Annotated in this window: 22 protein-coding genes; 13 read left to right on the forward strand and 9 right to left on the reverse strand. The window is 39.6% G+C overall.

All coding sequences use genetic code 11. The annotated features are described in order from the left end of the window. Window positions 1–8 precede the first annotated feature (8 nt). Genes dhaL through hxlB form a run of 4 tightly spaced genes read left to right on the forward strand, consistent with a single transcriptional unit; the run spans window position 9 to window position 2,919 of the window. Window positions 9–656 (forward strand): dihydroxyacetone kinase subunit DhaL, encoded by a 648-nt coding sequence (gene dhaL, locus FLK20_RS14090; protein WP_152657234.1) that lies wholly within the window; start codon window positions 9–11, stop codon window positions 654–656. Window positions 657–669: 13 nt separating this feature from the next. After that, window positions 670–1,677 carry a dihydroxyacetone kinase subunit DhaK gene (locus FLK20_RS14095; RefSeq protein ID WP_152657235.1) on the forward strand — a complete coding sequence of 336 codons (1,008 nt, stop codon included), beginning with the start codon at window positions 670–672 and terminating at the stop codon, window positions 1,675–1,677. A 32-nt stretch (window positions 1,678–1,709) separates the two neighbouring features. Beyond that, window positions 1,710–2,351, forward strand: coding sequence for a 3-hexulose-6-phosphate synthase (gene hxlA, locus FLK20_RS14100; protein ID WP_152657236.1), 642 nt, complete (start codon window positions 1,710–1,712; stop codon window positions 2,349–2,351). 4 nt (window positions 2,352–2,355) lie between these two features. Then, window positions 2,356–2,919 (forward strand): 6-phospho-3-hexuloisomerase, encoded by a 564-nt coding sequence (gene hxlB, locus FLK20_RS14105; RefSeq protein WP_152657237.1) that lies wholly within the window; start codon window positions 2,356–2,358, stop codon window positions 2,917–2,919. A gap of 123 nt (window positions 2,920–3,042) precedes the next feature. On the opposite strand, the gene FLK20_RS14110 is transcribed toward hxlB, so the two are convergent. After that, window positions 3,043–4,614, reverse strand: a complete 1,572-nt coding sequence (locus FLK20_RS14110) for a peptide chain release factor 3 (protein WP_152657238.1) — start codon at window positions 4,612–4,614, stop codon at window positions 3,043–3,045. 483 nt (window positions 4,615–5,097) lie between these two features. Here FLK20_RS14110 and FLK20_RS14115 point away from each other — a divergent pair, with 483 nt between their 5' ends. The 3 genes from FLK20_RS14115 to FLK20_RS14125 all read left to right on the forward strand — a co-directional run bounded on the left by FLK20_RS14115 (window position 5,098) and on the right by FLK20_RS14125 (window position 10,035). Further along, window positions 5,098–8,208: a DEAD/DEAH box helicase gene (locus FLK20_RS14115; RefSeq protein WP_152657239.1), complete on the forward strand. Its 3,111-nt coding sequence runs from the start codon at window positions 5,098–5,100 to the stop codon at window positions 8,206–8,208. Window positions 8,209–8,406: 198 nt separating this feature from the next. After that, window positions 8,407–9,603: an ornithine--oxo-acid transaminase gene (locus tag FLK20_RS14120; RefSeq protein WP_152657240.1), complete on the forward strand. Its 1,197-nt coding sequence runs from the start codon at window positions 8,407–8,409 to the stop codon at window positions 9,601–9,603. A gap of 144 nt (window positions 9,604–9,747) precedes the next feature. Further along, window positions 9,748–10,035, forward strand: coding sequence for a DUF378 domain-containing protein (locus FLK20_RS14125; protein WP_152657241.1), 288 nt, complete (start codon window positions 9,748–9,750; stop codon window positions 10,033–10,035). Window positions 10,036–10,436: 401 nt separating this feature from the next. Here FLK20_RS14125 and FLK20_RS14130 read toward each other — a convergent pair whose 3' ends face one another. Next, complete coding sequence (locus FLK20_RS14130; protein ID WP_152657242.1) at window positions 10,437–10,862, reverse strand: thiol-disulfide oxidoreductase DCC family protein; 426 nt, start codon at window positions 10,860–10,862, stop codon at window positions 10,437–10,439. A gap of 225 nt (window positions 10,863–11,087) precedes the next feature. Here FLK20_RS14130 and FLK20_RS14135 point away from each other — a divergent pair, with 225 nt between their 5' ends. Beyond that, on the forward strand, window positions 11,088–12,005 hold the full coding sequence (locus FLK20_RS14135) for an AEC family transporter (RefSeq protein ID WP_152657243.1): 918 nt from the start codon (window positions 11,088–11,090) through the stop codon (window positions 12,003–12,005). Between the two features lie 199 nt (window positions 12,006–12,204). Here the strand turns inward: FLK20_RS14135 and FLK20_RS14140 are convergent, their stop codons facing one another. Then, entirely contained in the window at window positions 12,205–13,074 is an 870-nt protein-coding gene (locus FLK20_RS14140; RefSeq protein ID WP_152657244.1) for a LysR family transcriptional regulator, read from the reverse strand. Window positions 13,075–13,294: 220 nt separating this feature from the next. Between FLK20_RS14140 and mmgD the strand changes: the two genes are divergently transcribed. The 3 genes from mmgD to prpB are packed head-to-tail and all read left to right on the forward strand — an operon-like array spanning window position 13,295 to window position 16,777. Next, window positions 13,295–14,401 carry a citrate synthase gene (mmgD, locus tag FLK20_RS14145; protein ID WP_152657245.1) on the forward strand — a complete coding sequence of 369 codons (1,107 nt, stop codon included), beginning with the start codon at window positions 13,295–13,297 and terminating at the stop codon, window positions 14,399–14,401. A gap of 16 nt (window positions 14,402–14,417) precedes the next feature. Beyond that, window positions 14,418–15,851, forward strand: coding sequence for a bifunctional 2-methylcitrate dehydratase/aconitate hydratase (locus FLK20_RS14150; RefSeq protein WP_152657246.1), 1,434 nt, complete (start codon window positions 14,418–14,420; stop codon window positions 15,849–15,851). A 14-nt stretch (window positions 15,852–15,865) separates the two neighbouring features. Next, window positions 15,866–16,777, forward strand: a complete 912-nt coding sequence (gene prpB, locus FLK20_RS14155; protein WP_152657247.1) for a methylisocitrate lyase — start codon at window positions 15,866–15,868, stop codon at window positions 16,775–16,777. A 79-nt stretch (window positions 16,778–16,856) separates the two neighbouring features. Here prpB and FLK20_RS14160 read toward each other — a convergent pair whose 3' ends face one another. Further along, window positions 16,857–17,672 (reverse strand): ZIP family metal transporter, encoded by an 816-nt coding sequence (locus FLK20_RS14160; protein WP_152657248.1) that lies wholly within the window; start codon window positions 17,670–17,672, stop codon window positions 16,857–16,859. Between the two features lie 223 nt (window positions 17,673–17,895). Here FLK20_RS14160 and FLK20_RS14165 point away from each other — a divergent pair, with 223 nt between their 5' ends. Then, entirely contained in the window at window positions 17,896–18,126 is a 231-nt protein-coding gene (locus FLK20_RS14165; protein WP_152657249.1) for a hypothetical protein, read from the forward strand. 285 nt (window positions 18,127–18,411) lie between these two features. Here the strand turns inward: FLK20_RS14165 and FLK20_RS14170 are convergent, their stop codons facing one another. Beyond that, window positions 18,412–19,191 carry a processed acidic surface protein gene (locus FLK20_RS14170; RefSeq protein ID WP_152657250.1) on the reverse strand — a complete coding sequence of 260 codons (780 nt, stop codon included), beginning with the start codon at window positions 19,189–19,191 and terminating at the stop codon, window positions 18,412–18,414. A gap of 199 nt (window positions 19,192–19,390) precedes the next feature. Between FLK20_RS14170 and FLK20_RS14175 the strand changes: the two genes are divergently transcribed. Further along, window positions 19,391–19,621 (forward strand): hypothetical protein, encoded by a 231-nt coding sequence (locus FLK20_RS14175; protein ID WP_152657251.1) that lies wholly within the window; start codon window positions 19,391–19,393, stop codon window positions 19,619–19,621. A 74-nt stretch (window positions 19,622–19,695) separates the two neighbouring features. Here FLK20_RS14175 and qoxD read toward each other — a convergent pair whose 3' ends face one another. From qoxD to qoxA, 4 genes are all read right to left on the reverse strand, one after another. Continuing rightward, window positions 19,696–19,980 carry a cytochrome aa3 quinol oxidase subunit IV gene (gene qoxD, locus FLK20_RS14180; RefSeq protein ID WP_152657252.1) on the reverse strand — a complete coding sequence of 95 codons (285 nt, stop codon included), beginning with the start codon at window positions 19,978–19,980 and terminating at the stop codon, window positions 19,696–19,698. A gap of 1 nt (window position 19,981) precedes the next feature. Beyond that, a complete protein-coding gene (gene qoxC / locus FLK20_RS14185) occupies window positions 19,982–20,581 on the reverse strand; it encodes a cytochrome aa3 quinol oxidase subunit III (protein WP_152657253.1) in 600 nt (199 codons plus the stop codon). Continuing rightward, the gene (gene qoxB / locus FLK20_RS14190; RefSeq protein ID WP_152657254.1) at window positions 20,581–22,530 is read right to left on the reverse strand and encodes a cytochrome aa3 quinol oxidase subunit I; all 1,950 of its coding nucleotides are present in this window, start codon (window positions 22,528–22,530) and stop codon (window positions 20,581–20,583) included. Before qoxB ends, qoxC begins: the two co-directional genes overlap by 1 nt. A gap of 100 nt (window positions 22,531–22,630) precedes the next feature. Then, window positions 22,631–23,515: a cytochrome aa3 quinol oxidase subunit II gene (gene qoxA / locus FLK20_RS14195; protein ID WP_152657255.1), complete on the reverse strand. Its 885-nt coding sequence runs from the start codon at window positions 23,513–23,515 to the stop codon at window positions 22,631–22,633. Between the last annotated feature and the right edge of the window lie 57 nt (window positions 23,516–23,572).

The following is a 23,572-nucleotide window of genomic DNA, read 5'->3' on the forward strand; positions in this document are numbered from 1 at the left end:
AGGATGTTATGCGTTTTTCCAATAAAGAAGGTATTACTGTCGTACATGCGATTATCGAAGAAATTGTATCAAATAGAGACTATCTCAGCAAGGTTGATGCAGCAGTAGGTGATGGGGATCATGGAATTAATATGAGTAAAGGTTTCAACATGGCTGATAAGGAAATTGCCGGTTCAGATTTAAATATGAATGAAGGGTTCTTAGTGATAAGTAAGACGCTGATAAGCAAAATAGGCGGTTCAATGGGACCGTTGTATGGAAATTTTTTCAGAGGATTAAGTGTTGCATCTAAAGAAAAAGAAATGATTGACAGTTCAGTTATTTTAGAAATGTTAAAAAAAGCATATTCCAATATAACACTGATTACAGATGCTTCAGAAGGAGATAAAACGTTAATTGATGTTTTAAGCCCAGCAATAACTGCTTATAAGATAAATTATAAAAATGACCATAGCTTACCTGACTGCTTAAATGAAATGATGGCTAAAGCCAAAGAAGGATTAGAAAACACTAAAAATATGACCGCGAAAGTAGGACGTGGAAGCAGACTGGGAGATCGGACATTAGGACACCAGGATGCAGGTGCAACTTCTTGTTATCTTATATTAAAAGCGTTTTCAAGTTCTATTACAAAGATAGTGAATGCAGAAAGCTGAGGAGGAGATAGCAATGCAGCGGTTTATTAATAATCCAGAATTCATTGTTGATGATTTAATCAAAGGATATGTAAAAGCTTATAAAGGATTTATTGAAAAATCAGCAAATAACGATCGAGTAGTTAAAAGAAAAAATTCTCCGGAAACAGGGAAAGTTGGAATTGTAACTGGAGGAGGAAGCGGGCATGAACCAGCTTTTTTAGGGTATGTTGGTGAAAATATGGTAGATGCAGTTGCTGTTGGAGAAGTTTTTGCTTCTCCGCCCGCAGAAGCTTTTTATGATGCTATTTTAGAAGCTGACAGCGGGGAGGGTGTAGCGTGTCTTTTTGGCAATTATGCCGGAGATAATATGAACGTGAAAATGGCAATTCAGATGGCTGAGGAAGAAGGGGTTAACGTAAAATTTGTAACTGCTAAAGATGATATTGCATCTTCTCCAAAAGAAACAAGGCATCGAAGACATGGTATTGCAGGTGGTGTATATATGTGGAAAGCAGGAGGAGCAAAAGCAGCTTTAGGTGGGACGCTGGATGATGTAATCGCTGTAGCACAAAAAGCTGCAGATAACACCAGGAGTATCTGTGTCGGTTTAAGCTCTTGTACAATACCAGCCGCAGGAACACCTAATTTTGAGATAGAAGAAGGAATGATGGAAATTGGAATTGGCCATCACGGTGAGCCGGGCATACGAGTAGAGAAATTAAAAAGTGCAGCGGAAATTGCTGCTATGATGACAGATGCATTACTGGATGATTTTGCTTTTGATAGGGAACAAAATATAGCTGTACTATTGTCAGGATTAGGAAGTACGCCAAAGATGGAGCTATATGTTTTATACGATGCGATAGAAGAAGTGTTGAAAAAACAAAATCATCGTGTAGAAGTGGTTTTAATAGGAGATTATGCAACATCCCTCGATATGAATGGAATCTCTTTATCCTTAATGAAGCTAGATAATGAATTGAAAGAATTACTAGCATACCCTGCAAAAACATCAGGATTAACAATCATTCGATCATAAAATAATTAATTGATACGTTGGAGGAGAAATTTATGAAATTACAGCTGGCATTAGATGAATTACCATTGGAAGAAGCATTAGAATTTGTAGAAAAAGTAGAAGCGTATATTGACATTATTGAAATTGGTACTCCATTAATTATATCAGAGGGTATGAGAGGGGTCAGGAGTTTTAAAGAAAAGTTTCCTGAGAAAGAGATTTTATCTGATGAGAAAATTATGGATGGCGGATATTTTGAATCTGAATTAGCATTTAATGCCGGAGCAGAGTATGTCACTGTGTTAGGAGTGACAGATATTTTAACAGCAAAGGAATGCTTGAAAGCTGCGGATATATTTAATAAACAAATTGTTGCAGATATGATTTGTGTGGAAGATTTGCCTCAGAAAATTAATGAGTTGGAAGAAATTGGTGTGCAAGTTTTAGCTGTTCATACAGGTGCTGATCAACAAGCTGGAGGAAGAACACCGCTTGATGATTTGAAAGTGATGAAAAAATTTGCAAAAAAAGCAAAAATAGCGGTAGCTGGAGGGATTAATAGTAAAACGATCCATCAATATGTAGAACTGCATCCAGATATTATTATTGTTGGTACAGGAATAACGAAGGCAGAAGATCCAGTGAAAGAGGCTAAGTATATTAAAGAGGTTATTAACAGTAGAGGGAGTGCTTGATAATATGTCCAGTTATAATCATTTAATAGCGATTATAGAAGAATTAGCTGCTAATGCTCAAGAAATCGACCGGGAACAATTAGATAATGTTGAGCGCTTGATTGAGAAAGCTGATAGAATTTTTATAGCAGGCGCTGGACGTTCCGGTTTTGCAGCCAGAGCATTTGCCAATCGGCTCATGCATCTTGGTTATCATTCCTATTTCGTCGGAGAGCCTACTACTCCTTCTATACAGAGAGAGGATTTGTTGATTATTGGATCAGGCTCTGGAGAAACAGCCAGTTTGGTAACAATGGCTAAAAAAGCCAAAGAAGTCGGAGCGGCTGTTGCGACTCTGACTATTTTCCCGGCAAATACAGTCGGTTCCTTAGCTGATGCTTATATTACTTTGCCTGGAGTAACTTCTAAAGTAGATGAAGGAGAATTTGGTTCAACTTCATTGCAACCGAAAGGGTCATCTTTTGAACAATTGAGCTGGTTAGTTTATGACAGTATGATTGTTACATTAAAAAATAAAAAGAATCAATCAGATGAAGATATGTTTTTTAGACATGCTAATCTGGAATAGTCCTAACTTTAATTGTTTCCATATGCAAATCAGCCTTCTTCAAAAGGTATTTTATATGGAACGGCTGATGAGAAAACTAAAAAAATGGAGGCTGCATTGCATCTAATCCAGCCTCCATTTCTATTATTGATAATTATTCGTTTCAAAAAGATCAATCAGCTCAACATCCGGGTTTTTATCTTTAAACCAGTTTAATGCAAATTCATTCCGGAAGAGAACAAGCGGCTGATCTTGACGATCCCGAACCAGCAGATTTCCGGCGTCAAACAAGGAAGGATCAGCTTGCTCCGGCTTCAGCCATCTTGGGATGCGTTCACCGATGGGCTCCATGATGACCTCTGCATTGTACTCATTTTCCATGCGATAGGTGAAGACCTGATATTGTAATTCACCGACTGCACCTAAAATAAAGGAATCTGTTAATTTATCCCGGAATAGCTGGATCGCACCCTCCTGGACAAGCTGTTCAATGCCTTTGCGAAATTGCTTTGACTTTAAGGCATTTTTCGCCATGACCTTTTTAAAGATTTCCGGCGGGAACTGCGGCAGCTCATCAAATTCATATTTTTCTCTTCCTGTAAGTAATGTATCACCAATTTGGTAGGCATTTGGATCATAAATACCGATAATATCACCAGCATATGCTTCCTCGACGGTCTCCCTGGACGAAGCAACCATCTGCTGGGACTGCGCCAGCTTTAGCTCTTTTCCAGTTCTGGCCAGCTGGACACTCATACCGCGTGTGAATTTTCCGGAGCATACACGTAAAAAGGCAATCCGGTCACGGTGGGCGGGATTCATGTTTGCCTGGATTTTAAAAATAAATCCGGAAAAATCTTCTTCCCCGGGATCGACTGCGCCTTTGGTTGACTTGCGTGATGTCGGACTTGGTGCTAAGCGGATAAAGGAATCAAAAAAAGTTTGAACGCCAAATGGAGAGAGTGCACTCCCGAAGAAAACAGGAGTTAATTCTCCGTTTAAAATGGCTTCTTCGGAATACATATTTCCGGCTTCTTCAACGAGTTCTAATTCATTGACAGCATCTTGATAGGTTGCATTTTCCGTTAATTCCGGATGGCTTTCTAATTCTTTGTAAGGAATATAGCTTTCTTCTGCACCTGGGTGATGCTGCACAAATTGCTCATTCTCCCGATCAAAAATGCCCAGGAACCCTTTGCCCATACCGGCTGGCCAATTCATCGGGTACGTATCAATTTCTAACACTTCTTCCAGTTCCTCTAATAAAGCGAGCGGTTCTTTCCCTTCCCGGTCCAGCTTATTCATAAAGGTAAAGATAGGAATACCGCGCATACGGCACACCTTGAACAATTTAATCGTCTGTGCTTCAATTCCTTTCGTGGAATCAATAATCATCACAACACTATCGACAGCGGTTAAGGTCCGGTACGTATCCTCACTGAAATCTTCGTGTCCCGGCGTGTCTAAAATATTGATATGAAAACCTTCGTATTGAAAGTTCATCACACTGGATGTTACAGAAATACCACGCTGTTTTTCAATTTCCATCCAGTCAGATGTGGCGAACTTGCCAGATTTTTTCCCTTTTACAGTTCCGGCAGAACGAATCAGATTGCCGTATAATAGTAACTTTTCTGTCATAGTTGTTTTCCCGGCATCGGGATGCGAGATAATCGCAAATGTTTTTCTTTTCTGTACTTCTTCTTGAATTGACATAGTGAAATCCTTTCTATAAATAGACTAATCGATATGAAACAGCTCTACAGCTTGCATCCGGCTGATCAGAAGCTATGTTTAAAATGATCAATTGTTTATCTTCATGCATTGTTGCTTTATAATAAACAATAGATATATCATACTACAAGTTAACCTCTTTCGTGAAATGTAAATCTGGATATGAAGTAAAAAAACGAAATTGATGCTTATTTATCGCAGTTAACTGGCTGTAAGACTCCCGCTGCAAGAATAGAGGGAAGTCGAAAATTCTAAGTGGGAGATCTAACTAGCCAGTAACGGTCCGATTGGTTCAAGGGCCTTTAGGAGACTGGTTTTTGGCCATACCTTTAGGTGCATGCCCTTGTGGTACTATCATTCAGTGGGAGATAAAAAGAGAACCTTCATTGAATAAAGCCTCACTTTATAAAGAAAATAAGCTTTAATCATTGCAGTATGAGAAATGAATGTAAAGGTGTGCGGAAAATGGTATGGATATCCAAACAGGAAATAAAAGAACGATGCGGAGAGTTGTCCTATAAATATGGAGAACGTCTGTGGAAGAAGGGGAGTGTACAGTTAGCCTTTCTTCCTCAGGAGATTATTGGAACGGTCAGGACCACAGATGATTTTCATATTCATTTAACGTATCGGGATCATAAAATAGAAAGTATTGCGTGCAGCTGTCCAAAGCTTGGTTCTTATACATTGGATTGCCAGCATATTGCTGCTGTTTTGATCGGCATACATGAAACAGAGCAGCCGGAAACAGATCGTTCCCCGTTGACGGGAAAGCCGGACAAGGAATTCCGCCATCGCGGTTATTTTGAAACAAGACAAGCTATTCCGATTCATTTTTATTTACGGATACCTCAAGAATCGGAACGAGCGGCATTACGGATGGCCGTTCAAATTGATGGCATGCGAGTTACCGACATCATTGCTTTTTTACAAGCATTGAAAGACGGAGCATATTTTTCTATCACCGACAATAAGTCCTATAATGCTGCAAATTTTTATTTTGAAGATGACAGTAATCAGATTTTAGAACAGCTTATCCATGTTTATGAGGATCAGCAAATGATTGGAAAATCCTTTGAAGGTAATACAAGCTGGCTTTCTATCCCGGCAACAGCCTGGGGACGCATGGAAAAATTACTTTCTTCCAGCTCGCTCGTATCTCTATATATGGAAATAAATGCTTATCATAAGCAGCCATTAGGTTTTTATGATGCACTGCCTCCGCTTTCTTTTCGTGTCTATGAAACAGGTGTCAATTATTCCATCACCTTTTTAGAAAGAAATGATACAGTTTTTTTGCTTCCTTATCAGCTTATGTATCAGCAAGGTTCCCTTTACTTATTAACAGAGGAAGAAAAACAGCTGATTACGTTATGTGAACAGCTATGGAAAAAACAAACGGAAACAATTGTTGTGAGCAGGGAGCAAATGGTTTCTATTTCAGCACTTTTAGAGCGGATTGGCGAGGTGGAGGACACAACCGGAACGCTGAAGAGTCTCTTTACACCACTTAAGGCAAATGTTTATATAGACCGTGTTCATAATCGTCTTCTCGCTGGTCTGGAATTTCGATATGGTGATAAGAAAATTACCCCCTTTGAAAAGACAAGCCTGGTTCGCCGTGATAAGGAAAAGGAAGCAGAAATCATTGCTTTTCTTGAAAAAAGCGGTTTTGCAAATACGGATGGCAGTTTTATTTTGCAGCATGAGCAGCTTGAATATGACTTCTTATACCATTCCTTGCCAGAATTGTATAAGATAGCAGATGTTTTTATCACAAATGCAGTGCGTAATCAAATTAGCAAAAAGCGATTTCAACCGATTATCCGGGTGAAGCACAAACGTGACAGAACTAATTGGCTTAGCTTTTCCTTTCAGGTGAAAGGCTTTTGGGAGCAGGAGGTTCGACAGATTCTTGATGCGATAGAAGAAAAGCGCTCTTATTATCGATTAAAGGATGGTTCCTTTCTGACACTGGAAACAGAAGAGATAAAAGAATTGGAACAATATTTGCTTTCTGTTGCGATGACACCGTCTGAATTGCTGGAGGAGATCGAATTGTCGCTGAAGGATGGCTTATCATTTGCATACCGGATGGAGGAGAATGGTTATCTGGCGGATGGAGCAGCTGTGAAGGAAATGATTCATGATATTCAACTGCCGGCAAATGACAAGTATCCAATCGTAAAAGAGATGGCATCGATTCTCAAGCCTTATCAGCAGGATGGTGTCCGCTGGATGCTGGCAATGGCTCAAGCAGGACTTGGCGGTGTGCTGGCAGATGAAATGGGATTAGGGAAAACGGTGCAGGCTATCGCTTTTTGTATGACGAAAATGCAGCAGACAGAGAAAAAGATGCCTGTCCTTATTGTCTGTCCAACATCCCTGTGCCATCAGTGGAAGCAGGAATGGGAATTATTTGCTCCGTCTGTTTCCACCGGTATTCTGGAAGGAAGTATCAAGGAAAGGAATCGAAAAAAGAAAGCATTGCAAGAGCAGGATGTGTGGATTGTTTCCTATGGTGTTTTGAAAAATGAAATTGATTGGCTGAAAAGAAATATTGCTTTTCAGACGGTTATTTTTGATGAGGCGCAAATGTTTAAAAATCCTGCGACCCAGGTTTTTCGAACGGTGAAAAAATTGACGTCTGACTATCAATTTGCTTTAACCGGAACGCCTTTAGAAAATAAACTAGAGGATCTGTGGTCGGTTTTTCATATTGTATTTCCGGAATTACTCGGCGGTTTAAAGGATTTTGCGCAGCTTACGAATGACCAGGTGCTGCGGAGAGTGCATCCTTTTATGCTGCGAAGAGAAAAATGGGATGTGCTTGCGGATATACCGAAAAAGACAGAATATATCGAACGTGTTCCGCTGACAGAGGATCAAAAGCAAATCTACATTTCCTATTTGTCTAAATTGAGACATCCGAAATTTAAGCATTTAGACCGGGAGACAATTCGAAAAAATCGTATTCGTATTTTGGCAGGCTTGACAAGGTTAAGACAAATTTGCTGTGACCCGGCATTATTTGTGCGTGACTATCATGGTGAATCAGCTAAACTTAAGCGGCTAATGGAAATTGTCAAGGATGCCAGACGTTCTGGAAAGCGTATGTTGATTTTTTCTCAATTCACGCAAATGCTGCAGCGTATCGCTGAACTGCTACGAATAGAGGAAATCCCTTACTTCTATTTAGATGGGCAGACACCTGCTGCGGACAGATTACAAATCTGCCGTTCGTTTAATCAGGGGAAAAATGATCTTTGTCTGATTTCATTAAAGGCAGGCGGAACGGGGTTAAATTTAATTGGTGCAGATACAGTTATTTTATATGATACATGGTGGAATCCAGCTGTAGAAGATCAGGCAATAGATCGTGCGCACCGAATTGGTCAGACAGATGAGGTTACCGTGATTCGGATGCTGACAGAAGGAACCATTGAAGATAAAATGTTTGAACTTCAGCAGAAAAAAAGAAAGCTGATTGAGCAGATGATCCAAACAAAGGATTTATGGAATAATCAGCTGACAGATGAAGATGTAGAGAAATTGCTGCAAGGGGCGCTGGAGTAAACGCAGATTGAAAAGGAGAGAATAAAAAAAGTTCTCTCCTTTGGCATCTTCATGAAAATAAATAAGAGGCTTGACGTGTACTGAAACAAATGATTATGCTTAAAGAGGATATTCAAAAAGTCCGACAAAACGTACTTTTTGAACACACATTTAAATAGAGAGAAACATTTTGCATAAAATTGAAGGAGGCGGCTTATTATGGTGACATCAAATGAAATCATGGAACTGACTTCTGCCTATGGTGCAAACAACTATCATCCATTACCGGTAGTTATTGCAGAAGCGGAAGGAGTCTGGGTGAAGGATCCTGAAGGCAATAAATATATGGATATGCTCAGCGCATACTCAGCTGTCAATCAGGGGCACCGGCATCCGAAGATTATTCAAGCGTTAAAAGATCAGGCGGATAAAGTCACACTTACTTCAAGAGCTTTTCATCATGAACTATTAGGACCTTGGACGGAACGCGTTGCGAAATTAACAAACAAAGATAAAGTATTGCCGATGAATACAGGAGTAGAGGCTGTAGAGACAGCGATAAAAGCCGCCCGCAGATGGGCTTATGAGAAAAAAGGGATAGAGGATAACCAGGCCGAGATTATTGCAGCTAAAGGTAATTTTCATGGCAGAACAATGAATGCGATTTCATTATCAACGGACCCGGACGCAACAACTAACTATGGTCCGTTTGTTCCTGGTATTTACAAGATAAATTATGGAGATATCCAAGCATTAAAAGAAACGATTACACCAAATACGGCAGCAGTTATTTTGGAGCCGATTCAAGGAGAAGCCGGTATTCTGATTCCGTCTGAAGGCTATTTACAGGAAGTGCGAAAAATATGTGATGAGGAAAATATTTTATTTATTGCTGATGAAGTGCAGACGGGTTTGGCCCGTACAGGGAAGATGTTTGCCTGTGAGTGGGAGAATGTTGAGCCGGATATATACGTGATGGGAAAGGCGTTAGGTGGGGGAGTGATGCCTATTTCTGCCATTGCAGCTAATAAAGATATTATGGATGTATTTACACCTGGTTCACACGGCTCGACATTCGGCGGAAATCCATTAGCCTGTGCCGTTTCTATGGCTGCATTAGATGTTATTGAAGAGGAAAGACTTGCCAGTAAATCCCTTGAGCTGGGCGAATACTTTGCGATTGAATTGTCCGCCATCCATCATCCTGACTTAAAGGAAGTACGGGCGAGAGGTTTGTTTATTGGGATGGAATTTAACAAGCCTGTCCGTTCTATCTGTGAAGCATTAAAGGAAAGCGGAATTCTTTGTAAGGAAACACATGAAACAACGATTCGTTTTGCCCCGCCATTAATTATTACGAAAGAAGAACTCGACTGGGCGCTGGATAAAATAAAGAAAGTGCTGCTGACTAATTAACAATATATTATATGAAGGGTCTCCATGTGGCGTGTATGGAGACCCTTCAGCTTGTCTTCGATACCTTATAAAGTGAATTCCCAAACAGTGCCAGTATGAAATAAATGATTAGGCAAAAGATAAGCAGTGAGGAGGTGAGAGACAATGAAAACACTACATGCGATTGCAGTCACTTTATTGATTATTGGTGGTATCAACTGGGGACTAATTGGATTTTTTCAATTTGATCTAGTGTCAGCTATTTTTGGCGGACAAACCGCTATCCTTTCTCGAATTATTTATGGACTTGTTGGGCTTAGTGCGATTTATTATCTGACAACTTTATTTTCTGGAGCGGATGAACCCGTCCAGGATTCGGATAATCTGCAAACAAGCTTCCGAACAGAGTTTGGTGAGGATTATGGGATTGAAGAAGAGATTGAGGATAAATAATGAAAGCAGATGTTTAAAAAGTTTACAAATGATACCGGAGAACGCTTTAGCTGATATGACTTTTCCGGTTGGACGGGGACGGTGATTGCTCGGCCCGACGAAAACCTTTGCGATGAAAAGCTCAGGTATTCAAAAGCATAGAGGCACCTCTGCTAAGAATACCCGCATTGTGTGGAGCAACAGGGCGATGAAGGAAATTACCGGAGCCTGTCCGTAAATCATATCGCCTTGATTTTCAAGGCCAAATCTGGAACTTTTTGAACAATTAAACAAAGACCTTTCGGATAAATAAAATGCGGTTGATCCAATCTAATTGCTGTTCATTTAACTAAAGCAATTTGACGATAATGCCGGTATTTCTGAGCAGATTAGGGGAAGCTTCTCGGAAATGATATTTTATTTTATGCGAAAGGTTTTTTCTCTGCTAAATCCGCTTTCGACTCGACAAATTGCTTCCGTTCTTGTGCTGTAGGAAGGCGGCAGGTTTGTTTTTTTCTGAATATTCTATATCTGTTGCGCGCTACAAAATCATAAAGCGCATCCCGGATAAAATATGGAAGAATCTTAGCAGCTGTTAGCATTTTCCAAGGGGCAGGTATAGATTGTAACACTTGTAAAGCGGCATCCGATTTAATGAATATTTTCTCTCCATCAATCAGGAGTACACTGTCGAGATTATCAGGAACCCGGTATTTCCTTCGAATAAATGCTCCCGCCTCACTTTGTAAAGAAATAAAAAGGAATTGGTGTTGTTTATCTCTTTTCAGAATAAATTGCACAAAGCTGTCACAAACATGACATTCTCCATCAAATAAAATCAGCTTCATTTATATCACCTCATATACCCAAACGTTAGTACCATCATACAACTCCTGTCGATTGCATTCAACTCCTGATGATTGATTAAAGAAAGAATCAGCACATAGAAATCTTTCCATAAATATATAAATACGAAACAGATTTAAAACATAGAGCCTTTCTGTATGAACGAAAATGAGATTATGATAAGATAGCAAAGGTGCATTTTTTAATGTATTAAAGGAGAGAAAATTTTGGAAGGGTTTCAACTGCAATTTTTTATTTCTGTATGTATTATTTTACTGGGGTATTTTTTGAAAAGAGTAAAAATTTTAAAAGAGTCAGATGGGCAGACAATAGCAAGAATTGTCTTTAATATTACCTTACCTGCATTAGTGATTGTAACGTTTGATCAGATGGAGATCTCTTTATCTCTTATTTCACTTATTATCATTTCTCTTTTATTCGGCACGGCTGCTGCAATAATTGGTATCTTTGCTTTTCGCTCAGCGGAACCGGATATCAAAGGAATGGCTGCCATGATGGTACCTGGTGTTAATGTCGGCCTATTCGCCTTTCCCCTTGTAGAAGCAATATGGGGAAGGGAAGGAATCCAGCATTTCGGTATGTTTGATGTAGGTAATGCGGTTATTGTATTTGGAATATGCTTTTTTATAGCTGGTTATTTTGCAAAAGGAACATCAAAAGTTTATTTGCGGGAAGCATTCAGTCCGCTCATCCGGTCGATTCCATTTCTAACGTATATATTTGTCGTAGTCTTGAATTTCTCAGGATTTCATCTGCCAGACTTATTTTTAGATACAGCAGCAATTATCTCGGTAGCGAATATGCCATTATCTTTATTGTTACTGGGTCTTTATTTAAACTTTTCCTTTGAGAAGTCATGGTTTCCTTTGATAGGAAAGTATTTAGTTGTGAAATACGGATCGGGGCTGGCTTTGGGATTCAGCCTTTTCTGGCTGCTTTCTGATTACCCAATGCTTGCGAATACCGTTTTAATCGGTTTTATTCTACCGGCCTCCACAACAACAGTTGTATATGCCATCAGATATAAATATAATACAAAAATAGTCGGTACTTTAGTGAACATAACCATTATTGTAAGCTTTGTACTGATTTGGCTGCTTGTAAGCTTTGTGGCGTACCATTAAAGCTTTATAGAGGAGGTTCAAAAAGCCATCAAACGATAAGGTTCGAGGTAATGAACTTCTACTAAAATCGCCCACGTCGTGTGGGCAACGCAGAAGTCACCACATCGTGTGGAAGCTGGTTGACATAATTTTTCCGATGGGACTGGGGCTGGGATTACTCGTCCCACCAAAAAAACATTGCTCCTTTTTGAACCTATGCTTATAAAGCTTTGACATCTAATGTTTGCACAAAATCCACAAATGCGCGGACGATGTTCATTTGCAAGCTATCTTCCTGATAGTACATCCAGGTTTGTCTTTTTAAAAGTTCACCAGATGCATCTGAAATAGGTTTAATAAATAACTCAGGGTGCGGGCGGACAACCAGATTAGCAACAATTGCATAACCCAGTCCGTGAACGACCATTTCTTTACAGGTCTCCACTTGATTGACATGGATGGTGATATTAGGATGTTCGATGTAATGCTGATACCACCAGTCATCTAATAACAGACGCATATGTTCATCTGTATAATAGTCTACTCTTGGAAGCTTGGGAAGTTCCTCCCAGGTGAAATCCCAGGGTGAGGCGACACAGATTTCCTCCTCATATAACAGCGCTTTCTTTTCCTTCCAGGCATAATTCCCTTTAATAAAGCTGATATGTACATCATGATTTAATAAAAGACGATGCATGTCGCTGCTCCAGCCCGTGACAACCTGACATTCTACATCTGGATATTTTTCTTTAAACAGCTGCAGGAGCTTTGGCATTTTATTTGCTGCAAAGAAATTAGAAACACCTACCCGCAATATCCCTTTCACTTCTTCCTGCATATTGCTGAGCTTTTCCTCTATTTGACGCTGCTTTAGCAGCATTCTCTTCGCATGCTGTGCCAGTTCTTCTCCCTCTGGAGTAAACATAATTCCACGCCGCTTTCTTAAAATAAGCGGGACACCATAATGATTTTCGAGCTTTTGAATTCTTGTAGTTAATGTAGGCTGCGATAAAAATAGCCGATGCGCTGCCAGTGTAATATTTTCTGTTTCATAAAGTGTGGCAAGCATTTTCCAGTCTTGTAAATTCAAAGGTCAACCTCCTGTATTTTAGATATAGAAAAAATCTATTGTTATTTATTAAAATTATATATTTTTCTAATTTTCTATTCAAGGTTATACTGTATATAAGAGAAGTTTGTATTTGTAATTAAGCAAAAAAGAACAGCCTAAGATTTTCCCTTCAAAATAGTTTGCTTTTATCTATGTAAGAAGTTAAGTGATTACGCTTTCATTTTAAGGAGGAGAAATAATGCATACAAGTGAAGGTTTTGTTCCTGGTTTAGATGGTGTTATTGCAGCGAAAACAGAAATATCTTTTTTAGATGTCGATCGGGAAAAAATCGTTATCCGTGGCGAAGACTTAATTGAATTAGCCAAAGATAAAACGTATTTTGATGTTGTTCATTTATTACTGGAAGGATGCCTTCCCAGTCATGAAGAAAAGAAAAGTCTGGAGGACAAAATCAAAAACTTCTGCAGCCTGCCTGAAGCTGTACTGCCTTTATTTAAGCTTTTACCGAAAGGAATGCATCCGATGGACGGGATGCGTACAGCTATTTCGTTATTAGCCGGATATGACCCGGAGCTCGAAAACCGTTCTCATCAGGAAAATAAACTGCGTGCTTACAAGCTGTTGGGACAGCTGCCTTTCATCACGGTAAACAGCTATTTTGCTACGGCAGGGAAAGAAATTGTCAGTCCGGATAAAAACCTCAGCTACAGTGCTAATTTTCTATATATGATTACAGGGAAAAAGCCATCTGATTTAGAGGTGGAGATTTTTGATCAGCTGTTATTACTCTACAGTGAGCATGAAATGCCTAATTCAACCTTTGCCTCACGTGTGATTGCTTCTACTAACTCAGATATGTATGGAGCCTTAACAGGAGCGATCTCATCCTTAAAAGGCCACTTACACGGCGGAGCAAATGAAGCGGTTATGTATATGCTTTTAGAAGTGGATTCTGTAGATGCATTTAAAGCTTTGATTCGCCACAAGCTGCAAAACAAGGAAAAAATCATGGGTTTCGGCCACCGTGTGTATATGAGGAAGATGGACCCGCGGGCAACGATTACAAAGGAAGCATTACGCAAGCTTTGTGCAAGAGATAATGATTATACACTGTTAGAGATGTGTGAAGCTGGCGAAGAAATGATGCGGGAAGAAAAAGGGCTGTATCCTAATCTGGACTATTATGCAGCGCCTGTTTATTGGAAGCTCGGGATACCAATACCGCTTTACACACCGATTTTCTTCAGTGCCAGAACTGCCGGACTCACGTCACATATCATCGAACAGCATGATAATAACCGTATTTTTAGACCGAGAGTAGATTATACAGGAAAAAGCTATTAATGGGGAGGAATAATAGATGGTATCTGTAAAAACAAACCAGACAGATCAACTTTTAGAAGAGATTGCCGATTACGTATTAAATAAAGAAATCACGAGCGAAGAAGCTTATAAAACTGCACATCATGTGTTAATAGACACGATTGGATGTGGTATACTTGCCCTAAATTATCCGGAGTGTACAAAGCTGTTAGGTCCTATTGTACCTGGCACTGTCGTTCCAAATGGGGTTAGGGTTCCTGGAACATCTCATGTCCTGGATCCAGTGCAGGGAGCATTTAATATTGGCACAATGATACGCTGGTTAGATTATAACGATACATGGCTGGCAGCAGAATGGGGGCACCCTTCTGATAATTTAGGAGGTATTTTAGCTGTTGCCGATTATGTAAGTCAGCTGCGGCAGCAAAAAGGAGAAGCTCCATTAACTGTGGAAGATATTTTAGAAATGTCCATTAAAGCGCATGAAATTCAAGGTATTCTTGCTTTGGAAAACAGCTTGAACCGTGTTGGGCTCGACCATGTATTATATGTTAAAATTGCAACAGCAGCCGTTGTTACGAAAATGCTGGGCGGCGGGAGAGAAGAGATAATCAATGCATTATCGAATGCCTGGATTGATAATTCCAGTTTACGTACGTACAGGCATTTTCCGAATACCGGTTCCAGAAAATCATGGGCAGCAGGTGATGCAACGAGCCGTGCAGTTCGTCTCGCATTAATGGCGATAAAAGGAGAAATGGGCTATCAGACTGCTTTGAGTGCAGACGGATGGGGATTTCAGGATGTTCTTTTCAAAGAGAAGGAACTGATATTAAGCAGACCGCTTGATAGCTATGTGATGGAAAATGTATTATTTAAGGTTTCCTATCCGGCAGAATTTCATGCGCAAACAGCAGCAGAAGCAGCAATCCAATTACATCCGGAACTGATTGACCGTATTGATGAAATTAAAGAGATTACGATCTCAACACACGAATCAGCAATTCGTATCATTGATAAAAAAGGCCCGCTTCATAATCCGGCAGACAGGGATCATTGTTTACAATACATTACAGCGATCGGATTATTAAAAGGAAATATTGTTGCAGAGGATTATGAGGATGATGTGGCAAAAGATCCGCGTATTGATGAGCTTCGTGATAAAATGACAGTCACAGAGAATAAGCGTTATACGGAAGAATATTTAGATCCTGACAAACGCTCGATTGCAAATGCTGTGCAGGTACATTTTACGGATGGTACGTCAACAGACTTAGTGGCATGCGAATATCCTTTAGGACATCGGTTCCGAAGAGAGGAAGCAATCCCGCAAATCATTCAGAAATACCAAGCGAATTTAGCAACACAGTTTACAGAAAAGCAATCAGATCGCATTAGGAGGCAAAGTGTCGATTATGATAAGATAAAACAAATGCCAATAACAGATTTTATAGAATTATTTTTAAATTAGAAGGGTGAGGAAAAATGGCTTGGATTGTAGACAGCCCAATACCACAGCATGAATTAGCCGGGAAATTTCGGAAAATGGCAGCAGAAAAGGGGATTTTACAGATTCCTGGAGCACATGATGCAATGGCAGGATTAGTGGCAAAACAAGCAGGATTTCAGTCGCTGTATTTATCGGGAGCCGCTTATACAGCAAGTAAGGGATTGCCTGATTTAGGGATTGTCACCTCAGAAGAAGTGGCAGACCGGGCAAAGGAAATTGTCAGGGCGACAAATTTGCCATTACTTGTAGACATTGATACAGGCTTTGGCGGTGTATTAAATGTTGTACGGACAGCCAGGGAAATGATAGAAGCAAATGTCGCTGCAGTTCAGCTCGAGGATCAGCAGCTGCCTAAAAAATGCGGGCATTTGAATGGGAAGAACATTGTTACCAAAGAGGAAATGATGCAAAAGATAGCTGCTATTAAACAGGTAGCTCCAACACTTTATATTGTAGCAAGAACAGATGCCAGAGCAGTGGAAGGGCTGGAGAGTGCTATTGATCGTGCAAAAGGATATGTAGAAGCTGGAGCGGATGCGATTTTCCCGGAAGCACTGCAAAATAATGAAGAGTTTCAAGCTATTGCCAAAGCAATCAATGCTCCGTTATTAGCGAATATGACAGAATTTGGGAAAACACCTTATTTAACGGCGCAGGAATTTGAAGATTTAGGCTATGATATGGTGATTTACCCGGTAACCTCCCTGCGAGTTGCTGCCAAAGCGTATGAGCGTGTGTTTGGAATGATTCGAGATGAAGGCACACAGAAAAATGGTTTAGAGGATATGCAAACGAGAAAAGAGCTGTATGAAACGATTCAATATGAGACATTTGAGGAGTTGGATCAGGGAATTGCCAAGACGGTGATAGAGGATTATTTTAAATAAACAACAAAAAGGGATGTCTGAGACCGAAATACAGTATCAAGACATCCCTTTTTGGTTAGATAAATTTATTTTCGAGATTTTATCCCAACGCAACATCAAGCACCATCATCAGTGCAAAGCCAATCATCAGGCTGATGGTTGCTAAATCTCTATTGCCATTTTCCTGCGAGCTTGGGATAACCTCTTCCGCAACAACAAAAATCATCGCTCCTGCTGCAAAGCTCAACGCATAAGGAAGCAGCGGTTCAATGTGAGCAACAGCTAATGCCCCGATAACTGCGGCAATAGGCTCCACGAATCCTGAAAATTGTCCATACATAAAGCTTCTTCTGCGGGACATTCCTTCTCCGCGTAATGGCATTGCAACGGCAACCCCTTCAGGAAAGTTTTGAATTCCTATTCCAAGAGCAAGGGTAACGGCTCCGGCTAAAGCAGCTTCTGTACTGTGATTTGCTAATGCTCCAAAGGCAATCCCGACAGCGAGTCCTTCAGGAATATTGTGAATGGTAATAGCGAGCACCAGTAAGGTACTGCGTTTTCTTCTGGCAGGAGCGAGTCCTTCCGCATGCTTCTTTTCGGTATTTGGATGAAGGTGGGGGAGAATTTTATCAATAACCCATAAAAATCCGCCTCCCAGCAGAAAACCGACTACCGCAGGAAACCAGGGACCAATCGCATTATCAGTAGACGCTTCAATAGATGGTCCAAGTAATGACCAGTAGCTGGCTGCAATCATTACACCCCCGGCAAAGCCTAACATACTATCCAACAATTTTTGATGTACTGTTTTTGTTGCAAATACAATCGCCGCCCCAAGCGCAGTCATTCCCCACGTGAAAAGTGTTGCTGCTAATGCTTGCATGACAGGACTGAGATTTTGAAAAAACTCAAACATAATCTATATCCCTTCTTTTTTCAATCATTTATCATACATTTTATGCTAACTTTACTACTTTATCATTAAAAGCCGAAAAGATTAAATCATACACCTTTGGAAGGGGAACATGCACGGTAAATATGTATCCTCTTTGTTATTTGATTTACTTATTTATTCCACACCTTAAATGTATTTACTGAGTATAATAAGCTTTAGAAAATATAAGGTCGGTGAAATAAAGATGTATGTTATTAGTTTATTAGGGATGAGTAAAGTTATTCAAGCGCCAATTTATAAAATTTGGGAGTGGCTGGATGCTTTTAAAGCATATATTCCAATGAAAACCATTGATCAGATAACATATTTTGAAATTGAAGCTATTGAGGTTTTAATATTTATAAAAGAAAAGATGGAAGAAGAATACGATTTGATGGAAATAAGAGAATTACTCGGGAAAAGAAGCTTTGCCTGAAATTTCCTTATAAACACGGATACACATAAAGAAAATATGGAGACAGGAAAACCAGGTTATTTCTCGCGGTGTAGCTGGCTGTAAGATTCCCGCTGCCGGAAATAAGGAACAGTGTCATTTCTAAGCGGGAAATCTAACAGCCAGTAACTGCCTGATTGGTTCAGCTAAGCGGTTTTGATGGGGCAAGTAATCGTAGTCCCGGTTCCAGTCTCATTCAGAACCCTGCTGAATGAAGTTTCACTTTATTCTGATTTTCCTATCCCCATACCATACAACTAAAATAGATTATTGCAAATCTAATAAGGATTCCAGAAGCATAACAGAAATCATTGCATAAATATCTACAATAGGCTCATCTGATAAAATGGAAGTATTGAATAGTTCGGCAGTTAAATCGGTGCTGCTGTCCCAAGGATTGTCTTCTTCCCATAAGTCTTCCTCACTGCCCCACAGGTCGCCCTCATCTTCTTCCGATAAATCATCGTCCAGTTCAGAGCTGTCTCCCAAAGTTGTATAGACTTCCACTGCGCTTTCTACTTCAAAAAGCATTGTGTAATTATTGATGGAATCTCCATAATTATTAAAAAGCTCTTCCAATTCCTCAATCGAGCCAAAGTCATAGGCTTGAGCGAGCTCTTCTAAGCTTTCATCGGAAATTTCATCATCCGTTGCAAGAGAGTCATTTGTAATCAATTCTAAGCTTAACTCAATATCTTCAATGAACATATACCAAAAACTATCTGGAAATTCTTCGCCTTCTTCCAGAAAGCCTTCTTCTTCATGCAAGAGGTCATTTAATTCATCGTACGTTAAATCATATGTCTCATAAATGTCCTCTAAGCCTTCATCGGTAAGCGGTGTACCAAGATAAGCCGGATCTTCGAAATCAGCTAATTCAAAGTCAAATTCTGCTAAGTAATCCTCATAATCTTCTAATTCCCAATCAATAGACTCTAAAAAGGCTTCTAGCTGAGGATCGTCTGCATCAACTGCAAATGCCTGGGAAGGTAAAAGACCAATCATAAGTATCAGCGCAAAACCTATAGATAATAATTTCTTCTTCATCTTTGTCCTCCTTATATGTATCGAGTAACTTTAAGTATAATGTGTTTTCGGGTGAAATTCCATGAATATTGTAGCAGTGCAGAGAAAATAAACCAAAAGTCACAGGTCAAGAGTAAAATAGCATGTTCAATAAATTGACACAAAGTTATTGACAAATTATTGAACAAGGAGCATACTATAATTAAAGGAGATGAGATACATGAAAATTAATCAAAAATTATTAAAAGGCTTGTCTCTAATTTGTGGGACGTTAATTACAATTGGTGCAATCTTGTTTATATATGGATACCTTGTAAGCGCTTTACCACTTGTGACAGCTATCGGAATTGGTTTTGCAATGGGAGGGACATTTATCTTTATTATGGGATTGTTCCTTGTTGCAACAGAAGAATCTTTTATCGAGGAAAACAGGCAGCATACGCATACCTAACCTTTAAAACACGATAAAAAAGCTCAGGCAGTATGAAAACTGCTTGAGCTTTTCGAAGTATAAAATGCTTCTCTTTAATAATATCCCCATATCATTGCAAGTAAAGAACCTAAAACAGTAAGAACAGCGATTACTACCCCATAGATGGTATTGACATAAATCGCATTCTTATCTTTACTTTCTCCTGCGTGCATGAAGACAACTAACTGAACTCCCGCTTGAATAAATGCTGTAACCACGAGAATCGTTAAACCCATGGCATAGGACATGTCAAAGAAATAAACACTTAATGCAATAACAGTCAGGAGTAGTGAAAAGATATATCCATTAACCTGCTTCATTGGAAAAAGCTCTCTCATGCTACATCATTCCCTTCAAGTAAATAAAGCTGAAAATGAAGATCCACATAACATCAAGGAAGTGCCAGTATAATGAGAATATAAATGATTTATTCGCCGTTCGTGCATTTAATCCATTGCGGCAAATTTGAATAATAATCATGATACCCCAGAATAAGCCAAGTGTTACGTGGGCTCCATGTGTTCCAAGTGTTGTTAAAAGGATAGCTGTAAAACCGCTGGTTTGCAACGTTGCACCGACATGATAGTAATGAATAAATTCATATACTTCCACACTGATAAATGCAGCACCTAGCAGTAATGTAACAATCATAAAGCCGATCATTGCTTTCACCCGGTTAATACGCATAGCATGAACAGCCAAACCTATGGTGAAGCTACTTGTCAGCAGTAAAATGGTTTCTATCAGGACAGGTGTTATTTCAAAAATCTCCGAACCAGCCGGTCCGCTGCCAACACCACGATCCACATAAACGAAGTAGGTTGTAAATAATGTCGCAAACAGCATAATTTCCGCACCTAGGAATATCCAAAATCCTAAGATGTTCATTTCATTCGTTTCGGTGCTATATTCAAGAGGTAAGTTAGAATCTTGCTTCATTATTCAGCACCTCCAAATTTCTTTTCGGTTTCTTCGATTTCTTCTTTGTGAATATGATGCCCATCGTCTTTTTCAAAGGAACGGTAAATCATACAGCCGATAATTCCAAGGAAGGCAATGATCACTCCAGCCCATACATGGAAGACAAAGAAAAAGGCAAATACAAAGAAGATACCGGCAAAAATAATGGACCAGCCACTGTTATTAGGCATGTGAATGTCCTTTATCTCTCCGTTAAACAGCTTGTAACCATTCTTTTTATAATCCCAAAATGCTTCTTCTGACTGAACAGTTGGTGTGATCGCAAAGTTATACTCAGGAACAGGGTTATGTGTTGCCCACTCAAGAGAACGTGCATTCCAAGGGTCATCCCCGACATTTCGCGGTGCATAGCGGAAACTGTAGTAAACGTTATAAACAATCAAAACAAATCCGACTGCAAGTAATAATGCACCGATAAAGGATAACATGCTTAATGGACCAAACCCAGTTGCTTCCGAGTAAGTGTACATTCTTCTCGCTTGACCATTCAACCCGGTAATATACATTGGGAAGAAGGCTAGGCAGAAACCGATCACGATATTCCAGAATGCATATTTGCCAATGCGCTCGTTCAGCATAAAGCCAAACATTTTTGGCCAGTAATAAATAAGTCCGGCAATCATCGCAAATACAACACCAGGAATAATAACGTTATGGAAGTGTGCTACTAAGAACATCGTGTTGTGATATTGATAATCTGCACTTGCCATGGCAAGCATCACACCAGTTACCCCGCCAATTGTAAAGAGTGGAATAAAGGCTACAGAGTACATCATTGGCGTTGTAAATCGTATCTTTCCTTTCCACATCGTCAGGAGCCAGTTGAATATCTTAATTCCCGTTGGTACAGCGATCGCCATTGTCGTAATGGAGAAAATACTATTTGTAACAGCTCCCTGTCCCATTGTAAAGAAGTGGTGAACCCATACAAGGAAGGACAGTAAAGAAATAATAACCATGGATGCAACCATTGATTTATAACCATATAAATTACGCTCAGAGAATGTAGCGATAATCTGCGAGTAAATTCCGAATGCAGGCAGGATTAAAATATATACCTCAGGATGTCCCCAAATCCAGAACAGATTCGCCCACATCATATCCATACCGCCATCTGTTGTTGTAAAGAAGTTGGTAAAAAATTGACGGTCAAATGTTCCTAATAATAAAGCAATCGTTAAAACTGGAAATGCGAATACGATAATCAGGTTTGTAATCAATGCAGACCAGGTAAACATAGGCATTTTCATTAATTTCATACCAGGTGCACGCATTTTCATAATTGTAACGATAAAGTTAATTCCTGTCATCAGTGTTCCGGTCCCGGAAATTTGCAACGCCCAGTTGTAGTAGTTGACCCCGACATGTTCACTGAATTCTGTTCCTGCCAATGGGTAATAGTTTGTCCAACCAGCATCAGGAGATCCTCCGACAACGAAGGAAATATTGAATAACATCGCTCCGGCGAAATATAGCCAGAAGCTAAGTGCATTCAGACGAGGAAAAGCAACGTCTCTTGCCCCAATCTGTAAAGGAACAACAAAGTTCATCATTCCAATAATAAATGCCATTGCCATAAAAATAATCATCACAACACCGTGTGTTGTAAAGACTTCATTGTAATGCTGTGCATTTAAAAATGAATTTTCAGGAACAGCCGTTTGTAATCGCATCATAACAGCATCTGCGCCACCTCTGAAGAGCATGAGCAATGCTGAAATAATATACATGATTCCAATACGTTTGTGATCAACTGTGGTTAACCACTCATTCCAAAGGTATCCCCATTTCTTGAAATAGGTAACACCTGCAACAATCGCAATGCTTACAAGTCCAATCGCAACAATGGATGCATAAAGCATTGGATCATCATGAGGTGGAATCGAAAATCTATCTAAAAAATCCATGTTGATGATACTCCTTTCTAGAGCTTAGAAAATGTTTAGGCACTTTAAGAATAAGTGCATTCGCTAAAGTTTTTTTGAATATCCTCAAAAAAACAATTGATTAATGATGATGCCCGCCGTCATCCTCTGAATCGGATGGTCCGTGATTATGTGGGCTGTTTTCTCCTTCAGGTGCAGGCTGGAATGCTTGGTGTGTACCAGTAAATGCCATTTGACCTAAATGTCCAGGCTCTAATAATTCTTCAAATTTTTCTTCTGTTATTGGCTCAGCGGTATTATGAATATCTTCCACCCATGAATCAAATTCACTTGGCGGCATAGCAGTTACAGCAAATTCATTTTCTGCAAAGCCTTCTCCATTAAAGTTAGAGTTTCTTCCAAAGTATTCTCCAGGCTCGTCTGCTACCACATTAAGATAGTTAGTCATATCGGCCATTGCGTATTTTTGTCCGGCAAGCTGCGGAATCCAGAAGCTTGTAATTGTTCCATGAGAATATAAACGAAATTCAATGTTTTGATTTGTTGGAATGAAAACATAGTTCACTGTTTCAATATCCTGCTCCGGATAGCTGAAATGCCATTTCCAGTTAGACGATGACGCATAGATAACGAGCGGCTCGTCTTCTTCGTATCCTGCTGGAGGATTTTCTACTTGATGCGTGGAAATAGTAGAAACAACGGATAGAAAAGCAACAATAATAATTGGAATACCGACAATAATTCCTTCTACATATTTATTACCTTCAATATGAGGAGGTTCATAGTCGGGATCTTGCTTTGATGCTCTATATTTTAATAAAATAACGGTCAGCATTACTAAGACAACAATGACAATAACGGCCATTGTAATAATTGATATCCAAATCACATTTGCAGTTGTATCTGCCTGAGGACCTTTTGGATCAAGTACAAGTAATGGTTCACAGCCTGCCAGAAAACCGGCAATACCTGTTAAAAACGCTAAATAGGCCCACTTTAACTTCATGTTGATACCCCTTCCCTTGGTTGTATATTAGATAATTTACTGTTATTAAGAGGTTGT

Source organism: Oceanobacillus sp. CFH 90083, assembly GCF_009389585.1.
Taxonomy (GTDB): domain Bacteria; phylum Bacillota; class Bacilli; order Bacillales; family Amphibacillaceae; genus Oceanobacillus.